Annotated in this window: 16 protein-coding genes; 14 read left to right on the plus strand and 2 right to left on the minus strand. The window is 63.0% G+C overall.

All coding sequences use genetic code 11. The annotated features are described in order from the left end of the window. Window positions 1–54: 54 nt before the first annotated feature. Complete coding sequence (locus tag MON38_RS13640) at window positions 55–1461, plus strand: alpha/beta hydrolase family protein (protein ID WP_241936724.1); 1407 nt, start codon at window positions 55–57, stop codon at window positions 1459–1461. Window positions 1462–1774: 313 nt separating this feature from the next. Here MON38_RS13640 and MON38_RS13645 read toward each other — a convergent pair whose 3' ends face one another. After that, window positions 1775–2674, minus strand: a complete 900-nt coding sequence (locus MON38_RS13645) for a carboxypeptidase-like regulatory domain-containing protein (protein ID WP_241936725.1) — start codon at window positions 2672–2674, stop codon at window positions 1775–1777. A 286-nt stretch (window positions 2675–2960) separates the two neighbouring features. Between MON38_RS13645 and MON38_RS13650 the strand changes: the two genes are divergently transcribed. Together MON38_RS13650 and MON38_RS13655 are read left to right on the plus strand one after the other, a co-directional pair. Continuing rightward, complete coding sequence (locus MON38_RS13650; RefSeq protein ID WP_241936726.1) at window positions 2961–3554, plus strand: OmpA family protein; 594 nt, start codon at window positions 2961–2963, stop codon at window positions 3552–3554. 186 nt (window positions 3555–3740) lie between these two features. Continuing rightward, complete coding sequence (locus MON38_RS13655) at window positions 3741–5174, plus strand: alpha/beta hydrolase family protein (protein ID WP_241936727.1); 1434 nt, start codon at window positions 3741–3743, stop codon at window positions 5172–5174. 87 nt (window positions 5175–5261) lie between these two features. Here MON38_RS13655 and MON38_RS13660 read toward each other — a convergent pair whose 3' ends face one another. After that, on the minus strand, window positions 5262–6092 hold the full coding sequence (locus MON38_RS13660) for a carboxypeptidase-like regulatory domain-containing protein (protein ID WP_241936728.1): 831 nt from the start codon (window positions 6090–6092) through the stop codon (window positions 5262–5264). 287 nt (window positions 6093–6379) lie between these two features. Between MON38_RS13660 and MON38_RS13665 the strand changes: the two genes are divergently transcribed. From MON38_RS13665 to MON38_RS13715, 11 genes are all read left to right on the plus strand, one after another. Then, window positions 6380–6655, plus strand: coding sequence for a FeoA family protein (locus MON38_RS13665; RefSeq protein ID WP_241936729.1), 276 nt, complete (start codon window positions 6380–6382; stop codon window positions 6653–6655). 5 nt (window positions 6656–6660) lie between these two features. After that, window positions 6661–8817: a ferrous iron transport protein B gene (gene feoB / locus MON38_RS13670; RefSeq protein ID WP_241936730.1), complete on the plus strand. Its 2157-nt coding sequence runs from the start codon at window positions 6661–6663 to the stop codon at window positions 8815–8817. Between the two features lie 257 nt (window positions 8818–9074). Beyond that, window positions 9075–10325 carry an efflux RND transporter periplasmic adaptor subunit gene (locus tag MON38_RS13675; protein WP_241936731.1) on the plus strand — a complete coding sequence of 417 codons (1251 nt, stop codon included), beginning with the start codon at window positions 9075–9077 and terminating at the stop codon, window positions 10323–10325. Window positions 10326–10337: 12 nt separating this feature from the next. Next, the gene (locus MON38_RS13680; RefSeq protein WP_241936732.1) at window positions 10338–11816 is read left to right on the plus strand and encodes a TolC family protein; all 1479 of its coding nucleotides are present in this window, start codon (window positions 10338–10340) and stop codon (window positions 11814–11816) included. Then, window positions 11813–12541: an ABC transporter ATP-binding protein gene (locus tag MON38_RS13685; protein WP_277881471.1), complete on the plus strand. Its 729-nt coding sequence runs from the start codon at window positions 11813–11815 to the stop codon at window positions 12539–12541. The genes MON38_RS13680 and MON38_RS13685 overlap by 4 nt, the downstream gene beginning before the upstream one ends. Window positions 12542–12674: 133 nt before the next feature. Beyond that, window positions 12675–13937, plus strand: a complete 1263-nt coding sequence (locus MON38_RS13690; RefSeq protein WP_241936733.1) for an ABC transporter permease — start codon at window positions 12675–12677, stop codon at window positions 13935–13937. Window positions 13938–14089: 152 nt separating this feature from the next. Next, window positions 14090–15292: an ABC transporter permease gene (locus tag MON38_RS13695; RefSeq protein WP_241936734.1), complete on the plus strand. Its 1203-nt coding sequence runs from the start codon at window positions 14090–14092 to the stop codon at window positions 15290–15292. A gap of 49 nt (window positions 15293–15341) precedes the next feature. Beyond that, window positions 15342–16580: an ABC transporter permease gene (locus MON38_RS13700; RefSeq protein ID WP_241936735.1), complete on the plus strand. Its 1239-nt coding sequence runs from the start codon at window positions 15342–15344 to the stop codon at window positions 16578–16580. 81 nt (window positions 16581–16661) lie between these two features. Continuing rightward, the gene (locus MON38_RS13705) at window positions 16662–17867 is read left to right on the plus strand and encodes an ABC transporter permease (RefSeq protein ID WP_241936736.1); all 1206 of its coding nucleotides are present in this window, start codon (window positions 16662–16664) and stop codon (window positions 17865–17867) included. Window positions 17868–18108: 241 nt separating this feature from the next. Next, on the plus strand, window positions 18109–18810 hold the full coding sequence (locus MON38_RS13710; RefSeq protein ID WP_241936737.1) for a head GIN domain-containing protein: 702 nt from the start codon (window positions 18109–18111) through the stop codon (window positions 18808–18810). A 153-nt stretch (window positions 18811–18963) separates the two neighbouring features. Beyond that, window positions 18964–20406, plus strand: a complete 1443-nt coding sequence (locus MON38_RS13715; protein WP_241936738.1) for a sigma-54-dependent transcriptional regulator — start codon at window positions 18964–18966, stop codon at window positions 20404–20406. The last annotated feature ends 138 nt before the right edge of the window (window positions 20407–20544 follow it).

Raw genomic sequence — 20544 nt, forward strand, 5'->3', positions numbered from 1 at the left:
TGCCGGCACTAGCCTTTGCATCTATTTTTCTGTATGAAAATCAATAGTTTACCCATGTTTCGTTTGCTGATGACCTGTGGCTTGCTGCTGGCATTGGCGCTGCCGGGCCGCGCGGGCGCTGCGCAGGGTGCCCCGGTCGCTCAGGATGCCGACCCGCCTTCCCTCGACGGCCTCTGGAAAGGCCCGCTGAAAGTACCCGGCGGGCAGCTCGAAGTCATTTTCCGTCTCATGAAGCTCACCGGCGGCGACTACTTCTGCAGCCTCGATGTGCCGCTTCAGAAAGTGAGCCGCATGAACGTGAAAGCCGAAGTGAAAGGCGATTCCATTCGCCTCTTCGCCGAAGAAGCCGCCAGCCGTTTCATCGGCCGCATCATGCCCGGCGGCAAGGAGATGGTGGGCTTCTGGCAGGCCCCCGGTTACAAAACGCCCATGACGCTAACTTTTAGCGCCCAGCCGGCCTTCAATGCCAAAAACGTGCGCCTCACCCCGCCCTACCGCGAGGAAGAAGCCACCTTTAGCAACCTCGCTGTGAATGCCCGCCTTAGCGGCATGCTCACCATCCCGGCCGGCCAGGGCCCATTCCCGGCGGTGGTATTGCTTAGCGACAGCGGCCCGCACGACCGCGACGGCACCGTGGGCGACTTCGCTCCGCTGGGCCAGCTGGCCGACTACCTCACCCGCCGCGGCATCGCCGTGCTGCGCTTCGACGACCGTGGCGTGGGCAAGTCGAGCGGCACGCCCGCTGCCACCACCGCCGACCTGGTAAGCGACGCCCAATCGGGCCTCAACTACCTGCGCACCCGCCCCGAAATCGACCTCTCGCACCTTGGTCTCATCGGCCACGGCGAAGGCGGCAACGTGGCCCTACTGGCCGCCGCGCAGCCCTTGCCGCCCGCTTTTGTCGTCACGCTGGCCGCTTACGGCCTGCCCGGCCGCGACATCGTGGTGCAGCAACAGGCCACCACGCTTCGCACCCTCGGCACCGAGAATGCCCAGATTGAAGCCGCGACCAAGCGCCAGCTGGCCATGCTCGAAATTATCCGCCAGACCACCGACAACGCCCAGGCGCAGGCCATTGTAGCCAACATGCTGAAGCAGAACAACGCGGCCATCGACAACGCCACCGCCCAGGCCAGCGCTACCGAGATGACTTCGCCGCACTACCGCTATTTCCTGGCCTTCAATCCCATCGAGAAGCTGCCCGCCGTGGCTTGCCCCGTGCTCCTGCTCAACGGCACCGCCGACCTCACCGTGAACGCCGATGCCAACCTGAATGCCCTCGAAAAAGGCCTGAAAGTGAGCAAGAAACCGGTGGCCGTGCACAAAATGCCCGGCGTAAATCACTTGTTCCAGCCTGAGCAAGCCAAATGGCCCATCATCAACGGCCAGCAGCAGCCCAACTTCTCGCCCGAGTCCGAAGAAATCATCCGCGAGTGGATTATCGCGCAGTCGAAAAAGTAAGCCCGAATTCGATTGCCTGGCACTACAGAAAAGGCCCCGCTTTGCAGCGGGGCCTTTTTGCTGTTACCTATTCTGTGTTGCTGGCGCGCGTCTGCGGCGCACGCCAGCTGGTTTCGAACCTACGGCTCGGAACGCACGACTCTCATTCAACGCTTTACAAACAATCCACTATCTGTGCCACGGAGCCTGCCCAATTGGTTCGCGTTGCAGATGCCCGCCAGCAGTTGAAACCAGCAACTATCTAGCGCAAATCCTCACAAAAAAAACCCGTCGGCATCACCGACGGGGCTTTTCGCTCGGCTGTGCCGCGCGGTTACTTATACATGTCTACTTCGGCCTTAATCATGGCGTTGTAGCGGCGGCCGGCGCTGTTGGCCAGCGTCAGCAGGTTCCAGCCCTTGCCAATGGTGTAGCTCCAGGTGCGGCTCTCTTTGAACTCGAACGTCGGACGCATAATCTGGCCGTAGGGCGTGTAGTTGTCCATGAAGTTCGTGGTGTAGAACTTGTCGCCGCCCACAATCCATTCCATGGCCACGAAGAAGCCTTCTTCGGGCGCTTTGATGTTGTAGGTGCTCAGGTCGATGGTGTACCACTCGCCGCCGCGCGACGCCGACACTACCACGTTTTCCGTCAGCAGGTCGGTGTTGGGGGCGTTGTAGTTGCCGTCGGCCTTGTAGATGCGCACGCGGAAGGGCTCGCGCGGGAAACCGTTCTCGCCGATGTAGAACGACACCGTGCGCACGTTGCCCAGTTTTTTTTGCTTCTCGTTTTTCACGAAGAAAGCGTACTGGCTGCCCGGCAGGCCCTGAATCATGCCTTCGCCCGGGTTTTTGGCATCGGAGCCCAGCTCCAGGGCTTTGATTTTATCCTTGCTCACCACCTTCACGTCACCGAGTTCGATGAAGCGCTTGTTCAGCTCCACAATCAGGTCTTCGGTGCTGCCGCGCTTAATGAATATGGCGCTACGGTCGTAGCCTAGCGTCATCACGATAAGCGAGTCCTGGCTGGTTTTTTCGAGGCCGGCCAGCTGGAAATAGCCATACTCGTTGGTAAGGGCTCCCGTGCCTTCTTCGCGCAGGGAGATGGAGGCAAACGGTACCGGGTCTTTGGTTTTGGCATCCACGACGCGGCCGGTAATGCGGTTTTCCTGCGCCCAGCTCAGTGCCGGGAGCAGCAGCAGAACCCATAAAGCGAGAAAAGGTATGCGTTTCATCATCGCCAAGAATAATTATAATGGATGTAGTCTGGCAAATTTACAAATTCCGCTTCACATATGGTAGTGGTGAAGGCGCGGAAACGATTGAAGGACGGCGGGTAGAATAAACTTTTTTCGGCCTCTAAACCGCCAGAAAGGGCGTTTATGGCGCTGAAAAAGGCTTTTGATAGGTTGCGGGAATTGTTTGAATTGGTTCCGCGCGGTGTTAAAATTAACTCATCGACGGCAATTCCGTACCGGAAGCCAAATAATTTCTTTCACATTTTGTGACCTGTTCCCCATGATGAAGTTCCTCCTTCCCGGCTTAGCCGCCACTTTGCTGCTCGCCAGCTGCGAAACCAAGCATTCCGAAACCAAAGACCAGCTCGGCGAAGCCGGCCAGGACACCGCCGTAATGGCTCGCGACGGCCAGACCGCCAGCCAGATGGCCGGCAATGCCTGGGACATGACCCAGGCTAAGCTCGCCGATGTGAAATTCGACGAAGTGACCACGCCCGGCGTAACGGTGCGCGGCGATAGCACCTACAGCGTGTACAGCGTGGATGAAACCGTGTTGTTTGACACCGACAAGGCCGACATCAAGCCCAGTGCCGCCGCCTCGCTGCAGCAGATTACGGCTTCCATCGGCAAGCGCTACGCCACCCAGCAAGTGCGCGTGATGGGCTTTGCCGACTCGCGCGGCGACAAAAGCTACAACCGCGAGCTGAGCGAGAAGCGCGCCGAAGCCGTGAAAAGCTACCTCGTCGACACCGGCAAAATCGATGGCGCCCGCGTGAGCGTTGAGCCCATGGGCGAAACCCAGCCCGTGGCCACCAACGCCACCGCCGCCGGCCGCCAGGAAAACCGCCGCGTCGAGATAGCCGTGCGCACCCGCTAGCCCGCCGGCAGTTGCTGCTTCTGCAGTGCAAGGCCCGTCCTGTTTTCAGGGCGGGCCTTTGGCGTTGTGGGCGATGGGGCGGGCCGGCCTAGCGATGAGCTTTTTCGAGGATTGAATGGGGGAAATTTCGTTACTCAGCCGGCTTTTCCGTACCTTGCAACTGCCCTTGTCGGCACTGAATACTTTATGAGAAAAAAATACATAGCACTGTTTCTTTCATTATTGGCCGGCGCTACGGTGGAGGCTGCCGCCCAAACTGCTGGTGCCGCTGCCGAGCCCCTGCCACTGGGAGGTCTCTGGAAAGGCAAGCTGGCGGTGCTGGGCGGGCGGTTAGATTTGACTATTAGCATTGTGCCCTTGGCCGGCGGTAAGTTCTTTGCAGCTCTTGATGTGCCGGCCCAAAAGGTCACTCGCATGCCCACGGACCTGGCCGTGCGCGGCGACTCCGTATTGTTTGCAATGCCCGGTGCAGGCAGCCGCTATGCCGCCCGTTACGTGGCCAACAAGCGCCAGCTCGAAGGCACCTGGACGCAGTCGGGCGTGAAATCGCCGCTGGAGCTGCACTACGCGCCCATGCCCACGCTGGGCAGCGGCACGGCCACCCGCCTGGCTCCGCCCTACCACGAGGAGGAGGTGATGTTCAACAACCCGGTTTCGCGCCTGAACCTGGGCGGCACTTTCACCGTGCCCCCGGGTAAGGGGCCATTCCCGGCCGTGGTACTGGTAAGCGACATCGGGGCGCAGGACCGCGACGGTACCATCGGCAACTTCCACCTGCTGGGCACGCTGGCCGACTACCTCACCCGGCGCGGCATTGCCGTGCTGCGCTACGACGACCGCGGCGTGGGCAAATCAGGCGGCAACTCGGCCCTGGCCACCACGGCCATGCTGGTGAGCGACGTGCAGGCGGGCATGAACTTTCTGCGCTCGCGCATCGAAGTGAACATTGGCCGCATTGGCGTAATCGGCCACGGCGAAGGGGGCGATGTGGCCCTGCTGGCAGCCGGCCAGCCCTTGCCGCCCGCCTTCGTGGTGTCGATGGCCGGCTACGGCCTCACCGGCGAGCAAACCTTGCTGCAGCAGCAGGTGGCGCAGCTGAAAGCGAAAAAGCTGGACCCCATGACGGTGCAGGCCGCCTACGAGCGCCAGAAAACGATGTACGAAATCATCCGGCAGAGCACGCCGTCGCAGGCGCTGTCCATCGTGAGCAACATGATGCGGCAGGACCAGCCCGAACTCACGCCCGAAGCCGCGCAGAAGGCTGCCGCCGAGCAGCTCACGCCCTGGCGGCGCTATTTCCTCACCTTCGACCCCGTGGCCGAGCTCGACCAGGTGAAATGCCCGGTGCTGCTCCTCAGCGGCACCGACGATGCCGAAGCCCCCGCCGACCTGCACCTGAATGCGCTGGAAAAAGAGCTGCGCAGCATCAGCCACAGCACGGTGGTGCGGAAACTGCCCGGCGCCAACCACCTGTTTCAGCCCCCCAAAACCGAGTGGGTGCTGATGAACGGCGAGATGCAGCCCATTCTGGCCCCCGTCGCGGCCGATGCCATCCGCGAGTTCATCGAGGGGCTGGGGCCAAAAAAGCCCGCCGCCGCGGTCGAAGCCAAGGCCAAATAACTCGCGGCAGGCATCTGAAATAAAAAAGGCCCTGCGGTGAGCAGGGCCTTTTTTGTGAGCGGTAGCAGCGGCTTAAAGCCAGCCGACTTACTTAATCATGTCTACCTCGGCCCGAATCATGGCGTTGTAGCGCAGGCCCTGGCCGTTGGAAGCCGTGATGAGGCTCCAGCCCTTGCCCATGGTGTAGTTCCAGGTGCGGCTTTCCTTAAACTCGTAAGTCGGACGCATAATCTGGCCGTAGGGCGTATAGTCGTCCATGAAGTTGGTGGTGAAGAACTTGTCGCCGCTCACCACCCACTCCATCGCTACGAAGAAGCCTTCTTCCGGGGCGATGATGTTGTAGGGCGTCAAATCCACCGTGTACCACTGGCCGCCCTGCGGGGCCGATACTACCACGTTTTCCGTCAGCAGGTCGGTGTTGGGAGCGTTGTAGTTGCCGTCGGCCTTATAGAGGCGCACGCGGAAGGGCTCGCGCGGGAAACCGTTCTCGCCGATGTAGAACGACACCGTGCGCACGTTGCCCAAGCGCTTCTTCTTATCGTTTTTCACGAAGAAAGCGTACTGGCTGCCCGGCAGACCCTGAATCATGCCTTCGCCCGGGTCGTCTGACTTCGAGCCGAGGCCCAGGTTTTTTACCTTACCGGCCTTCACGGTGACGTTGCCCAGGGCCACGGCGCGCTTGGGCAGCTCGATGGTGAGGCTGGCCACGGCTACGCCCCGCTTCACGAGCACGGCGCGGCGGCCATAGCCCAGGGCCACAACCACCAGCGAGTCGGCGGTATTCTGCGTTGGGGCCGGCACCACGAACTGCCCGTGCTCGTTGCTGAGCGCGCCGATTTGTTCGTTTTTAAGCCCAATAGAAGTGAACGGTAAAGGCTCTTTGGTATCCTTATCGACAATAACTCCTTTAATCTCCACCTTTTGCGCATTGGCAAACGGGACAATGGCAACGAAGAATAATGCTATAAAAAGTAGTCTTGCGTACATAGTTTATCGGGTAGTTCGGACAAAATTACAATTAACGGCTGAAAGTTAGCCGTTTTTTTAACCGCAAGCAAGTCTGCATCGTTTTAGGATTCTACAAAGATGGACGAATTGCCTGAAATCGAATTATTAGGGGATAAAAAAAATTGCGGGGCTGGTAAGAAAATGTCGGTGTACCTTTGTTTGTATTCTTTCTAAATAAGATTTTCACCGTTTTTCCAGTGGCTCTATTTCGGCGTACTCCTGCTTCGGTTCCGGCGACTACCGCGCGGCGCACCGTGCGCGACCTGCGGGTGGGCGAAACCGGCACCGTGTGCTGCCTCGAAGACCCCGAAATGGCGCTTAAGCTGTTGGAGATGGGGTGCGTGCCCGGCGTGCAGGTGCGCCTGAGCGGCCGCGCCCCCCTCGGCGACCCGCTGATGCTGGTGCTCGGCGACCAGGAATACACGCTCTCGGTGCGGGCCAGCGAGGCGGCCACCATTTTACTGAAGGAATAGCGCGCATGGCGGCACTCGCAGGCAATCCGGCTCCCACCAAGGTCGCCGGCCTTCCGGCCGACCCGCGCCCCCTGCGCATTGCCCTCATCGGCAACCCCAACAGCGGCAAAACGTCGCTATTCAACCAGCTCACCGGCCTCAACCAAAAAGTAGGCAACTTCCCGGGGGTAACGGTAGACCGTAAAACCGGCGTGGCGCAGCTCACGGCCACCCAGCGGGCCGAAATTATTGACTTGCCGGGTACCTACTCGCTCTACCCGAAGAGCCTGGACGAGAAGGTAATAACCGACTTGCTTTACGATAAGGCCGCCGACAACTACCCCGATTTCGTGGTGGTGACGGTGGATGCCAACAACCTGCGCCGAAGCCTGCTGCTATTCACGCAGCTGGGGGATTTGGGGTTGCCGGCGGTGCTGGCGCTCAATATGATGGACGTGGCCGAGCGCCACGGTGTGAACATTGATTTGCCGGCGCTGGAGCGGGAATTGGGCGTGCCCATCATTCCGATGAATGCCCGGAAAGGCATTGGCGTGGCGGCCCTCAAGATTGTGATGGCCCAGCGGCTGGATGCGCCGCCGGTGCGCTTCTGGGAGCCCGATGAGAAGCTGCTGCCGCTGGTGCGCCAGATTCGCTACTACTTTGACCTGCACAACGACTACCTGGCGCTGCACTACGCCCAGCAGTACCGCCAAATTAGCTTTCTGACGGCCGAGGAAAAGACGCACATCCAGGAGCTGACGCAGCAGGCGGGCTTTGACGCTACCGCTGCGCAGGCGGCCGAAACCATCGGGCGCTACGGTCGCATCAACGAGATTCTGCTGGAAACGGTGACGGTGGTGCGGACCGAAAAGCGGGAGCCGGTGAGCAACCGCATCGATAAGGTGCTGACGCACCGGGTGGGCGGCTATTTGATTTTTCTGGCCATTCTGTTTCTGCTGTTTCAGGCCATTTTTGCCTGGGCGCAGTACCCGATGGACTGGATTGACCAGGGCATTTCGGGGCTGAGCGCCGTGATTCAGGACAATTTCTCGGGGCCGCTGGTGCGGCTGCTGACGGAGGGCGTGTTGGCCGGCCTGGGCGGCGTGCTGGTGTTCATTCCGCAAATTGCGCTGCTGTTTGGCTTCCTGGCGGTGCTGGAGGAAACGGGCTATATGGCCCGAGTTACTTTCCTGATGGACAAGCTGATGCGGCCATTCGGCCTGAGCGGAAAGAGCGTGGTGCCATTGATTTCGGGCTTGGCCTGCGCGGTACCGGCCATCATGGGGGCGCGGGTGATTGAGAGCTGGAAGGACCGGATGATTACGATTTTCGTGACGCCGCTCATGTCGTGCTCGGCGCGCATTCCGGTGTACACGGTGCTGGTGGCGCTGGTGGTGCCCGACCGCGCCGCGTGGGGCATTTTCAACCTGCGCGGCGTGGCCTTGATGTCGCTGTACCTGCTGGGGCTGTTCTCGGCGCTGGGCTCGGCCTGGGCCTTGAAGAAGCTGCTGAAGGCGCGGGAGCGGAGCTACTTCATCATGGAATTTCCGGTGTACCAGTGGCCGCGCTGGAAGAACGTGGCGCTGACTATCTATCAGAAGGTGAGCGCATTCGTGTTGCAGGCGGGCCGGGTGATTGTGGCCATTTCGGTGCTGCTGTGGGTGCTGGCCAGCTACGGCCCGGGCCAGCAGCAGGCCACGGCCGAAGCGCAGGTGCGGCAGGCAGCCACTGCCCGCGGCTGGAACTCGGCTGAAACCAGCCGGCAGGTGGCGTCGGCGCGGCTCGAAACTTCCTACGCTGGCAAGTTTGGCCACGTACTGGAGCCAGCCATCCGGCCGCTGGGCTACGACTGGAAAATTGGCATTGCGCTGCTCACGTCGTTTGCGGCGCGGGAGGTATTTGTGGGCACGATTTCGACCATTTACAGCGTGGGGCAGGATGCAGATATGGGCACGCTGCAGCAGAAACTCAGTGCTGAAAAAGATGCCAATGGCCAGCCGTTTTTCACGCCGGCACGGGCGTTTTCGCTGCTGGTATTCTACGTGTTTGCCATGCAGTGCATGAGCACGCTGGCCGTGACGTACCGCGAAACCAAAAGCTGGAAGTGGCCGCTGGCGCAGCTGGTTTATATGACGGGGCTGGCCTACGCGGCGGCATTTGTGGTGTACCAGGTGCTGGCGTAGAGACGCCTAGTGGCGTCTCGTCGTTGAGCGAGGTTGTTTGGGTTATTGATTTGGTTCGGGCCGTTCAATAACGAGACGCAAGTATGCGTCTCTACATCGGCTGACTGTCCGGTTTGCGCGCAGGTGTTCAGAAATGGACACCTTTTTTAATGCGCTCAAATGCGGTTTTGTGGTTATGATTCATGGAATCAATAGCTTATACAAGTGGCACGCGGCTTGGCAACAGATAGCGGAAACACTCTTCTTTCTGCACGAAAATGGACAGAGCCATTGCCGATTCTATTCAAAGCCAACGCAAGCGCCGCCGCTGGCTCGTGGTGGCTGCTGGCGTGCTGCTGGCGCTGGGCGCGGTGCTGGCCTTTCGCACGGTGCTGAAGCCCCGTCTGCGGCGCGCGGATATGCTGACGGCCACCGTAGAAACCGGCGAGGTGGAAGCTTCGCTCACGGCCGCCGGCACCGTGATTCCGGGCCGGGAGGCGGTGCTAACCAGCCCGATTCAGAGCACCATCCGGCGGGTGGCGGTGGCGGTGGGGGCGCGGGTGAAGCCCGGCGAAACCATTCTGGAGCTGGACAAGGAGTTGGCCAATTCGAGCCTGGCCAAGCTCGATGATGAGCAGCTGCGCAACCAGAACAAGAACTCCCAGTTGCAGCTGACGCTGGAGCGCAGCCTGACCGATTTGCGCGCCCAGGCCCAAGTGCAGGCCGTGAAGGTGCGCAGCCTGCAGTCGGCCTTGCGTGATGAGCAACAACTCTTGAAAATTGGGGGCGGCACGGCCGAAAATGTGCGCCAGGCCGAACTGAACCTGACCGTGGCCCAACTGGAAGCCGACCGCCTGACGCGCCAGATTCAGACGCAGCAGCGCTCGAACGCGGCCGATGTGCGGGAGCTGGGCTATACGGTGTCGATGCAGCAGCGCAGCATTGCGGAACTGGCCACCAAGCTGCGGCAGGCCGATATCAGCAGCCAGCAGGCGGGCGTACTGACGTGGGTAAACGACAACCTCGGCACCACCGTGCAGGCCGGCGACGCGCTGGCGCGGGTAGCAGATTTGAGCAGTTTCCGGGTGCGGGCCACGATTTCGGACAGCTACGCTGATGCCCTGCACCAGGGCGACCCGGTGAAGGTGCGCATCAACGACCTCGACCTGCGCGGCACGGTGGCCAGCATCAGCCCGAGCGTGGACAAGGGTGTCGTGACGTTTTACGCCCAACTCGACAACCCCCACCACCCGGCGCTGCGGCCCAACCTGCGGGCCGACGTATTCGTGATAACCCGTGCCCATCACGGCGTGCTGCGCGTGAAAAATGGCCCGTTTTACCAGGGCGGCAAAGAGCAGCCGGTGTTCGTGTTGACCAACGACGGGCGCGTGGTACGCCGCACGGTGCGCTTCGGCGACAGCAATTTCGACTTCGTGCAAATTACCGGCGGCCTGCGGGCGGGCGAGGAAATCGTGGTGTCGGACATGAAAGAGCATCTGGACACACCGGAGCTGACTCTCAAAGACTAAGGCGGCGCGACAATGAAACTCCGAATCATTCAGCTTCTTTTGTTGCTCGCGCCGCTGGCGTTGCTGCGGCAGCCGGTGGCAGCCCAGGTAGCGCAAACTGCCGCGCCCGCCCTCACGCTGGGCGAGGTAATTGCGCAAGCACTGGAGCACTCGGCTGCCGGCCAGCAGACTCTGACCAACCGCGAAACCGGCTACTGGGCCTGGCGCGGCTACCAGGCCAATTACCGGCCGCAGTTGGGCCTGGCGGGCACGCTGCCCAATTTCAGCCGCGTGATTACGCCCGTGGTGCAGCCCGACGGAACCACCGATTTCCGGGCCGTGCGCATCAACAACTCCAACCTGGCTTTGACGCTGAGCCAGAACATCGGGCTGACCGGGGCGCAGGTGTTTGTGGGCGCGGAGGTGCAGCGGTTCGATGATTTCAACGGCGGGCTGAAGCGGTATAATAATCAGCCCTTCACGTTGGGTATTGTGCAGCCGCTGGGCCAGTTCAATAACCTGAAATGGGCGCGGGCCATTGAGCCGCTGCGCTACCAGGAAAGCCAGCGGGCCTACGTGGAGGAGCGCGAAACCGTGGCCCAGCGCGTGACGGAGCTGTATTTCGACGTGCTGCTGCAACAGGTAAACGCCGCCGTGGCCGGCCAGAACGCCCAGGCCACCGCCGAGCTGCTACGCATCGGCCGCGAGCGTTTTGCACTGGGGCGGCTGTCGCAGAGCGACTTGTTGCAGCTGGAACTGAACCTGCTCGATGCCCGCCAGGCGCAGAATCAGGCTCGGCTCGATGCGGAGATTGCGGCCGTGGCCTTGCAGGCTTACACCGGCCAGCCGGCCGCCGAAGGTACCCTGGCGCTGGCCGTGCCCGCGCCGGCCCCACAACCGGCCGTGGCCCCGGCGCAGGCTTTGGCCGAGGCGCGGCAGTTTCGCAGCACCACGCTGGCGCTGCGCCGCAGGCTGCTGCAGGCCGAGCGCGACGTAGCCCTGGCGCGCGGCACTACTGGCTTCCAGGCCAGCCTCACGGCCAACCTGGGCTATGTTAACCAGGCCCCCAACTTCACCGATACTTACCTGAACCTGCAGAACCAGCAGCAGGTGCGGCTGGCGTTTTCGCTGCCACTCGTGGACTGGGGCCGCCGCCAGGCTATTGTGAAAACCGCCGAGCTCACCCGCGACCAGACCCGCCACGATGTGGCGCAGGAAGAGCGCAGCTTCGAGCAAACGGTGCTCACGCAGGCCGGGCAGCAGCCCGCGCTGGCCGAGCAGATTCAGTTAGCGGGCCGGGCCGACTCGCTGGCCCAGCGCCGCTACGACATTGCCCGCGCCACCTACCTGCTGGGCCGCATCAGCCTCACCGATTTGACCCTGGCCTCGGTGGCCAAAGATGGGGCGCGGCGCGGCTACATTTTCGCCCTGCGCGCCGGCTGGGTGGCTTATTACCGCCTGCGGGCCCTCACTTTATTCGATTTCGAAACCCAAACTCCCCTCCTCAAATGAGCCCGGAAACTGACCTCCGCCAACCCACGGCCGCCACGTTTGAAAACGCCGCGCCAGTGCTTCGCCTCCGCGACATCGAAAAAGTCTATCAGACCAAAACCATCGAAACGGTGGCGCTGAACAGCGTGAACCTGACCGTGAACCGCGGCGAGTTTGTGTCCATCATGGGGCCGAGCGGCTGCGGCAAATCGACGCTGCTGAGTTTGATGGGCCTACTCGACGAGCCCACCAGCGGCGTGATTGAGGTGGATGGCCGGGCCGTGACTTCCTACTCCGATAAGGAGCTGGCGGGGTTGCGCAACCTGAAAATCGGCTTCGTGTTCCAGAGCTACCATCTAATAAACGACCTCTCGGTGGTCGACAACGTGGAACTGCCGCTGCTGTACCGCCAGGGCATGGGTGGCGGCGAACGCCGCCAGCGCGCCCTGGCGGCCCTCGACAAAGTGGGGTTGAGTGCCCGCACGGGCCACTTTCCGGGGCAGCTCTCGGGCGGGCAGCGGCAGCGGGTGGCCATTGCGCGGGCACTGGCCGGCGGGCCGGAAATCATTCTGGCCGATGAGCCGACCGGCAACCTCGACTCGGTGATGGGGGAGGAGATTATGGACCTGCTGCTGGCGCTGAACCGCGAGCAGGGCGTGACCATCGTGATGGTGACCCACGACATGCAGCAGGCCCTGAAGACGCAGCGCGTAATTCGGTTTTTCGACGGCAGCCAAGTTAGCTAGCTACCTCGGGGCAAAGGGCAAAAGGTATGAAGCAAGCACAAAAAGGTATGTGGCAGGTACAAAATCGATTTCTGCAACTGGTATACCCTCTTGGTTCCGAACCCATCATCTCACTGTAATAACGCCAGAGGCCATGCTGCTCTCTTATCTAAAAATCGCCTGGAAGGTGCTCATGCGCCGCAAGTTCTTCACCTTCATCAGCTTGTTTGGCGTGAGCTTCACACTGATGATATTGCTGGTGGTGATGGCCATGTTCGACCACCTGGTGGGACCGGGCACGCCGGTGAAGCGCGTGGACCGCATACTGGTTGTGAACGTCATCCGGCACCAGCGCCAGGACAACCACGGCTGGATGAACATGCCGGCCAGCATTCATTTCGTGGACGACTACGTGCGGAAAATGAAAACCCCGGAGCTGGTGGGCATCAGCACGGGCTCTTCCAATGCCACGGCCTTCACCAAGAGCAAGCTGCTGCCGCTGGACGTGGCCTACACCGATGGCAACTTCTGGCAAATCATGGACTTTGATTTCCTGGGCGGGCGGCCGTTTAGCAAGGCCGAGGTGCAGCAGGCCCAGCAGGTGTGCGTGATTAATGAGGCCACGGCCCGGGCCTATTTCGGCAGCACCGACGTGGTGGGCCGCCCCATCGAAATCGACCTGAAGCGCTACCGCGTGGCGGGCGTGGTGCGCAACGTGTCGGCCGCGAAAGTATATGCTTACGCCGACGTGTGGATGCCCTACACGCTGAGCAGCGAGTATTTCAAGGACAACCGCCTCAACGGCGTGTTTCTGCCGGTGCTGCTGGCGCCCTCGGCGGCGGCGGTGCCGGCCATGCGCGAGGAATACCGCCAGATGATGCGGCGGGTGGAAATCCCGAATCCGAAGGAAGTGAAGGCCGTGTACTCCTACGCCGACCCCATTCTGGCGGGTGTTACGCGGGTAATGCTCAACCATCAGGACCAGACCGTGGACGACGACAACCTCGGCACTTTTTACCTGGTGGTAAGCGGGCTGGCGCTGCTGTTTATGCTGCTGCCGGCCCTGAACCTGGTGAACCTGAACGTGACGCGCATTCTGGAGCGCTCGGGCGAGATTGGGGTGCGCAAGGCCTTTGGGGCCACGGGCGGCAATCTGGTGGGGCAGTTTCTGGTCGAGAACGTGGTGCTGGCCCTGGTGGGCGGGCTGCTGGGGCTGGCGCTGGCCGCCGGGGCCCTGGCCCTGGTGAACGAGGCCCATCCCGTGGCCTACGCGCACTTCGCCCTGAGCTGGTCGGTGTTTGGCTGGGGGATGCTGCTCACGCTCGTTTTCGGGCTGATGAGCGGCGTGTACCCGGCCTGGAAAATGTCGCGCCTGAACCCCGTGGCCGCGTTGCGCGGCAGCGGGGAGCAGAAGTAAACTTCCAAACAGCGGGGTAAGAGAACGTCATGCTGAGCTTGCCGAAGCATCTCTACCTAAAGACTAATTCAATCGGCCCAACGAAGCGGTAGAGATGCTTCGACAAGCTCAGCATGACGTGCTGTTTTTCTTCCTGCTAATTTCTCCAACCCATGCTCCGCCATCTCTTCACCCTCATCTGGAACCGCAAGCGGGCCAATCTGCTGCTGATTTCCGAAATCTTTTTCTCCTTCGTGGTGCTGTTTGGGGTGGGCGCGGTGCTTATCACCTCGGCCAAAAACTTCCTGGCTCCGCACGGCTTCAACTACGAGCAGGTGTGGCGGCTGGAAGTGCGCGCCGGCCAGAAACTGAAAATGCCCCGCGCCGAGCTCGACGACGTGCTGCGCCAGGTGAAGGCCCTGCCCGGCGTGCGCACGGTGGCCCTCACCAGCGGCAACGTCCCGTTCATCTTCAACACCAACACCTCGGTATTTCAGTACCAGGGTAAGAAGTCGCCGGTAACCAACTATTACGCCGCCGACGACCAGTACAACGAAGCCATGCAACTGCACCTGCGCGAGGGCCGCTGGTTTGCGCCCGCCGACGACGGCAGCAACCACCGCCCCGTGGTCATCAGCCAGGACCTGCGCGAAAGCCTGTTTGGCAACGGCCCGGCCCTGGGCAAAATCTTCACCTGGGAAAACCCCGGCAAAGAAGCCATCAAGCCCGAGGACCAATTCCAGGTAATGGGCGTAGTCGAGCCGGTGCGCATGGACAGTGACTTCTCAGCCGCAATCCCCTCCATGTGGCAACGCCTGCTGCCCTACGACACCACCCACTGGGAAACGGCCAACGTGCTGGTGCGCGTGGCCCCCGGCTCGGGCGGCGAGCTGCAGGAGCAGATAGCCCGCACCGTGGCCGGCGTGACGCGCCAATGGACCAGCCAGGTGCGCGTGATGGACGACGAGCGCCTGCACCGCCGCCGCTACACGCTGGTGCCGGTGGTGGGCCTGTGCATCATGGGCCTGTTTCTGATTATTAATGTGGCGCTGGGGCTGTTTGGAGTGCTGTGGCACAACATCAGCCAGCGCCGGGCCGAGATTGGGCTGCGCCGGGCCATGGGAGCCACGGGCGCGGGCATCGGCTGGCAGTTTCTGGGCGAGATGATGGTGGTGACCACGTTTGGCGTGGTGCTGGGCGGGCTGCTGGCGGCGCAGTTTCCGCTGCTCAATGCCTTCGACCTGCCCGCGCAGCCCTACCTGCTGGCCATTGCGGCGGCGGCCGGGGCGGTGTACCTCATCACGGCGCTGTGCGCGTGGCAGCCCAGCCGGCTGGCGGCGGCCATTCAGCCGGCGGTGGCGCTGCGCGAAGACTGATAAACCGGCCGTTCGGGCGCCTTTTCTGCTTCCTTTTCCCTAACTACCTATGCTCCTCAACCACCTGAAAATGGCCTGGAAGGTCCTGCGGCGGCGCAAGTTCTTCACCCTGCTTAGCCTCGTCGGCATTGGGGCCACGCTCATGAGCCTGCTCGTGGCCGTGGCGCTCTACGATGCCGCCGCCGGCCCGCACCCGCCCGAAACCCACCCCGACCGCCTGCTCACCTCCACCCTAATGACCCTGGACATGGGCGGCGGCCCCATGCGCATGCGCCCCAGCCACTGGCTGCTGAGCAAGGCCGTGGCCCCCGTGCGTGCCCAGGCTGCGGTGGGCATTGCCAGCGTGGAGCCCCTGCCGGTGGTGGCCTATGTGCAGGGCCGCAAGCTGCCGCTGAATGTAAAAGCCGCCGATGCCGGCTTCTGGCGGGTGCTCGATTTTCGGTTTCTGGAAGGCGGGCCGTATACGGCCGGGCAGCGGGGCGAAGGCATTCCGGCCGTCGTCAGCGCGCACACGGCTCGGGCGTATTTTGGGGCGGCGCGGGGCGTGGTGGGCCGCACGCTCGTCATCGACCAGAAAAACTACCGCGTGCTGGGCGTGGTGGAAGACGTGCCCGCCGTGCGCTTCCACGCCTACGCCGATGTGTGGGTGCCCTTCGACCCCACCGCGATGGATATGCAGGCCGACAACCCGTTCGGCACGGCCGAGGCCCTGGTGCTGGCCCCTAGCCGCGCCGCGCTGCCGGCCGTGGCCGCCGCCTTCCAGCAGGGCCTGGCCACGGTGCCGGTTGAGAAAGGCATGAAGGCCGACATGAAGCTGGAGCCATTCGCCGAGTCGGTGGCCGGGCAGGTACTGGCCCGTTATAATTGGACGCCGAACCCTGCCCGTCTTTTCCGCTGGCTGAGTGCAGTGTCTGTGGCGCTGCTCCTGCTGCTGCCCGCCCTCAACCTAGTGACGATGAACGTGAGCCGCCTGCGCGAGCGCACTACCGAAATCGGGGTGCGCAAGGCGTTCGGGGCCACGGCCGGGGCGCTGGCGGGCCAGTTTCTGATTGAGACGCTGGTACTAACGCTGCTGGGCGGCCTGGTGGGCCTAGCGCTGGCCACGGCCTTGCTGCACGGGCTGGGCGGGCGCTATTTGTCCGCCTACGGCCGCATCGAGCCCAACCTAGCGGTGTTTGGCTGGGCGCTGCTGGGCAGTCTGGTTTTCGGGCTGCTCTCGGGGGCGTACCCGGCCTGGCGCATGGCCCGCCTGCCGGCTGTGGAGGCGCTGCGCAGCGCGCCGGGGTAGCGCGGACTTTTAGTCCGCGTTTGAGCGAATTGAATTGCTATCCAACTACCCACTCGCGGACTAAAAGTCCGCGCTACTGCCATGTTCGAACACCTGCTTACCCTCATCTGGAACCGCAAGCGGGCCAATGCGCTGCTCATGGCCGAGCTGTTCCTGTCCTTCATGGTGCTATTCGGGCTGGGCAGTCTGGTGGCGGTGGTGACGCTGGCCATGCGCCAGCCGCCGGGCTTCGCCTACGCCGACGTGTGGGAGCTGCGCCTGACCACCAACAACGACCAAACGCCCCAGAACCCCACCTTGCGCCGCCTGCTGGCCCAGCTGCGGGCCACCCCGGGCGTGGACGACGTGAGCCTGGCCGCGTTCAGCACGCCATTTTCGGGTTACATCATGAGTAGCAACATCCGCGTCGAAGACAAGCCACTGGTGAGCGGGGCCGAGGTGCAGGCCGACGACCATTTCGCCTCGCTGCTGCACCTGGAGCTGCTGGAAGGCCGGTGGTTCGACCACCGCGATGATGCCGACAAGCTGCCGCCCATCATCATCAACCGCGAGCTGCGGCAGGTGCTGTTCGGCACCGGTCCGGCGCTGGGCCAGGTGGTGCGGTCGAGCCACTCTTCCAACCTCAAAGAGTTCAATGAGGGGCGCGTGGTGGGGGTCACCGGCTCGTACCGGCCGGGCGGCGACCTGGGCGCGCCCGCGCCGGCCGTGTTTGTGCGCCAAGTGCTGCCCGATAGCGCCGCTGGCCTGACCATGTTTTCGCACACGCTGCTAGTGCGGGTGCGGCCCGGCAGCGGGGCGGTACTGGAGGAGAAGCTGGTGCGCACGGTGGCAGCCGTCACCAAAACCTGGAGCACGAGCGTCATTTCCCTGCCCGACAGCCGCGCGGCCAGCCTCGAAACGGCCCTGGCGCCCATCTGGGCAGGGGCGGCGGTGTGCGCGTTTCTGCTGCTGAACGTGGCGCTGGGGCTGTTCGGGGCCCTGTGGCAGGCCATCGGCCAGCGCCGCGCCGAGATTGGGCTGCGGCGCGCGGTAGGTGCTACCGGCCCGGGCATCAGCCGGCAGTTTGTGGCCGAAACCCTGGTGCTCACCACGCTGGCTGTGGGGCCGGCGCTGCTGCTGGCCGCGCAGTTTCCGCTGCTGAATGCGTTTGGGCAGCCGCTGGCGGTGTATGCCGTGGGCATGGGCGTAGCGCTGGTACTGGTGTACGGCTTTGCGGTACTATGCGCGTTGCAGCCCAGCTGGCAGGCAGCGAGCATCCGGCCGGCGGCGGCGTTACGCGAGGAATAGGGGCGGGGTGGCAGCCAGTCATGCAGAGCGCAGCGAAGCATCTTTACCGCGCAACGCAATCGATTTACTACTGCGGTAAAGATGCTTCGCTGCGCTCTGCATGACCCCTAAATCTACTTTCTTTCCAACAACCCCGTAACGAACCGCTGCCCCGCCCGGTACCCCGGGCAACCCCGGCCGGCTCGGCGGCATCTGTCGCGCCAGTACCTTCGGCTTTTCTCACCTTTTTTCTGTTTCAGTTATGAAAAACTTTCCCGCCACTGCCTTTTTCTGCCTCCTGAGCACTGGCGCTGCCTTCGCCCAAACTGCGCCCCAGGTGCGCTCCGTAGCCAGCTTTCACGCTGTGGAAGTAAGCAATGGCATCGAGCTGCGCCTCGCGCCCGGCAGCACCCAGCGCGTGGAAGCCAGCGCCGACGATGCCGACCAGCTGGCCCGTCTCAAAACCGAAGTGCGCGACGGCGTACTGAAAATCAGCTACGAGCGCGAGCTCAGCGAGTCGATGGGCTTCAGCAAAACTCGCCACCTGCGCGTGAATGTCACTGCCACCAGCCTCACCGCCCTGCACGCCAGCAGCGGCGCGCACGCCGAAGTAGTGGGCGCGTTCACCACCCAAAAGCTCGATGTGGAAGTATCGTCGGGCGCTAGCCTGAAGGCCAATTTCAGCAGCACCGACATGCGCGCCCAGGTGAGCAGCGGCGGCACCGCCACGCTGGCCGGCACCGCCCAGCGACTTGATGTGGGCGCCAGCAGCGGGGGCGTGTTCAAGGGCGATGCCCTCACGGCCCGCGCCTGCGACGCCTCGGCCAGCAGCGGCGGCAACCTCTCGGTAGCCGTGCAGGAAACCCTGACGGCCAACGCCAGTAGCGGCGGCGACATCCGCTACGCTGGCTCGCCCCGCGTGAGCAAGCACACCAGTAGCGGCGGCAGCGTGAAGGGGCGGTAGCATTTCCAACCGCTTGCCCGTCATGCTGAGCGCAGCCGAAGCATCTCTACCGCGCAGGTAATCCAATCGATGGAATTAGGCTGCGCGGTAGAGATGCTTCGGCTGCGCTCAGCATGACGTTCTTTTCGTCCAATTCTGGTTTAAGTAACCACCATGTTTCTCATCGTCGACGACGACCTCGCCATTCGCACCTCGCTGAAGCTGCTGCTGAAGCAGGCCGGCCACGCCGCCCAAGCCGTGGCCACGCCCGCCGAGGCCCTGGCCGCCGTGCGCGAAGCCCCGCCCGAGCTGGTGTTGCTCGACATGAACTTCTCGCTGGCCACCACCGGCCACGACGGCCTGACCCTGCTGCGCCAGCTGAAAGCCGTGGCTCCGCAGGTACCCGTCATCCTCATCACCGGCTGGGGCAGCATCGAGTTGGCCGTGGCTGGCATGAAGGCCGGCGCGGCCGAATTCGTGACCAAGCCCTGGCACAACGACGCGCTGCTCCAGACCATCGGCACGGTGCTGGCTCTGCAACACGCCCCGGCCGAAACTGCCGAAACCGCCGCCGAAGCATTGGCTGATTCTGCTGGCTCCGTGCCTGCCTCCGCCGCTAACCCGCGCCGCCAGCTCGACCAGCAATTCCATTTTCAGCCCATTGTGGGGCACGATGCCCGGCTGCTGCACGTGCTGCGCCAGGTGGGCCAGGTGGCCGCCACCGATGCCGCCGTGCTCATCGAGGGCGAAAGCGGCACCGGCAAGGAGCTCATTGCCGAGGCCATTCACCGCAACAGCCACCGCGCCCGCCAGCCCTTCGTGAAGGTGAACCTGGGCGGCATTTCGAGCAGCTTGTTCGAAAGCGAGATGTTCGGCCACCGGCGCGGGGCCTTCACCGATGCTAAAACCGACCGCGTGGGCCGTTTCGAGCTGGCCAACGGCGGCACTATTTTTCTGGATGAGATTGGCGAGCTGGAAATGGCCAGCCAAGTGAAGCTGCTGCGCGTGCTGCAGGACCGTACCTACGAGGTGCTCGGCGACTCGAAGCCGCGCCGGCTCGACATCCGCGTCATCGCCGCCACCAACCGCAACCTGGCCGAAATGGTGGCCCAGGGCCGCTTCCGCGAAGACCTGTTCTACCGCATCAACCTGATTGCCGTGCGCCTGCCCGCCCTGCGCGAGCGCCCGGCCGATATTCCGCTGCTTACCCAGCACTTCATTGCCCAGCTGCGCGCCACCTACCAGCGCCCGGCCCTGAAAGTAGGCGCCCGCGCCCTGCATTGGCTGCGCGAGCAACCCCTGCCCGGCAACATCCGCGAGCTGAAAAACCTGGTGGAGCGCGCCGTGCTCGTGAGCGGCCACGAGGAGCTGGGCCCCGAGGATTTCCAAGCCAATGCGCAGCCCGCGCCCGCCCGCGCCTCTGCCGGGCCCGGCCCCGAAGCCAGCGAGCTTCCCGCTCCCGGCTCGATGACGCTGGACGAACTGGAGGCCCACATGATTCGGCAGAGCCTGGCGCACTACGAAGGCAACATCAGCCGCGTGGCCAGGGCGCTGGGCCTGAGCCGGGGCGCGCTGTACCGGCGGCTGGAAAAGCACGGCATCCCGTTCGACGCGTAGGGGCGGGTTATTGAAACAAAAAGAACGTCATGCAGAGCGCAGCGAAGCATCTTTACCGCAATAGTAAATCCTGCTGATTGGATTGCGTTGCGCGGGCAAGATGCTTCGCTGCGCTCTGCATGACGTTCTTTTAGCCCT

Origin of the sequence: Hymenobacter cyanobacteriorum (assembly GCF_022631375.1) — a bacterium.
GTDB lineage: Bacteria > Bacteroidota > Bacteroidia > Cytophagales > Hymenobacteraceae > Hymenobacter > Hymenobacter cyanobacteriorum.

Bases quoted from the DNA above. Each gene is read 5' to 3' on its own strand.
- MON38_RS13680 (WP_241936732.1), top strand. From the start codon at position 10,338: ATGAAACTCCGAATCATTCAGCTTCTTTTGTTGCTCGCGCCGCTGGCG.
- MON38_RS13675 (WP_241936731.1), top strand. From the start codon at position 9,075: ATGGACAGAGCCATTGCCGATTCTATTCAAAGCCAACGCAAGCGCCGC.
- MON38_RS13690 (WP_241936733.1), top strand. From the start codon at position 12,675: ATGCTGCTCTCTTATCTAAAAATCGCCTGGAAGGTGCTCATGCGCCGC.
- MON38_RS13650 (WP_241936726.1), top strand. From the start codon at position 2,961: ATGAAGTTCCTCCTTCCCGGCTTAGCCGCCACTTTGCTGCTCGCCAGC.
- MON38_RS13710 (WP_241936737.1), top strand. From the start codon at position 18,109: ATGAAAAACTTTCCCGCCACTGCCTTTTTCTGCCTCCTGAGCACTGGC.
- feoB (WP_241936730.1), top strand. From the start codon at position 6,661: ATGGCGGCACTCGCAGGCAATCCGGCTCCCACCAAGGTCGCCGGCCTT.
- MON38_RS13715 (WP_241936738.1), top strand. From the start codon at position 18,964: ATGTTTCTCATCGTCGACGACGACCTCGCCATTCGCACCTCGCTGAAG.
- MON38_RS13655 (WP_241936727.1), top strand. From the start codon at position 3,741: ATGAGAAAAAAATACATAGCACTGTTTCTTTCATTATTGGCCGGCGCT.
- MON38_RS13685 (WP_277881471.1), top strand. From the start codon at position 11,813: ATGAGCCCGGAAACTGACCTCCGCCAACCCACGGCCGCCACGTTTGAA.
- MON38_RS13695 (WP_241936734.1), top strand. From the start codon at position 14,090: ATGCTCCGCCATCTCTTCACCCTCATCTGGAACCGCAAGCGGGCCAAT.
- MON38_RS13645 (WP_241936725.1), bottom strand. From the start codon at position 2,674: ATGAAACGCATACCTTTTCTCGCTTTATGGGTTCTGCTGCTGCTCCCG.
- MON38_RS13700 (WP_241936735.1), top strand. From the start codon at position 15,342: ATGCTCCTCAACCACCTGAAAATGGCCTGGAAGGTCCTGCGGCGGCGC.
- MON38_RS13705 (WP_241936736.1), top strand. From the start codon at position 16,662: ATGTTCGAACACCTGCTTACCCTCATCTGGAACCGCAAGCGGGCCAAT.
- MON38_RS13640 (WP_241936724.1), top strand. From the start codon at position 55: ATGTTTCGTTTGCTGATGACCTGTGGCTTGCTGCTGGCATTGGCGCTG.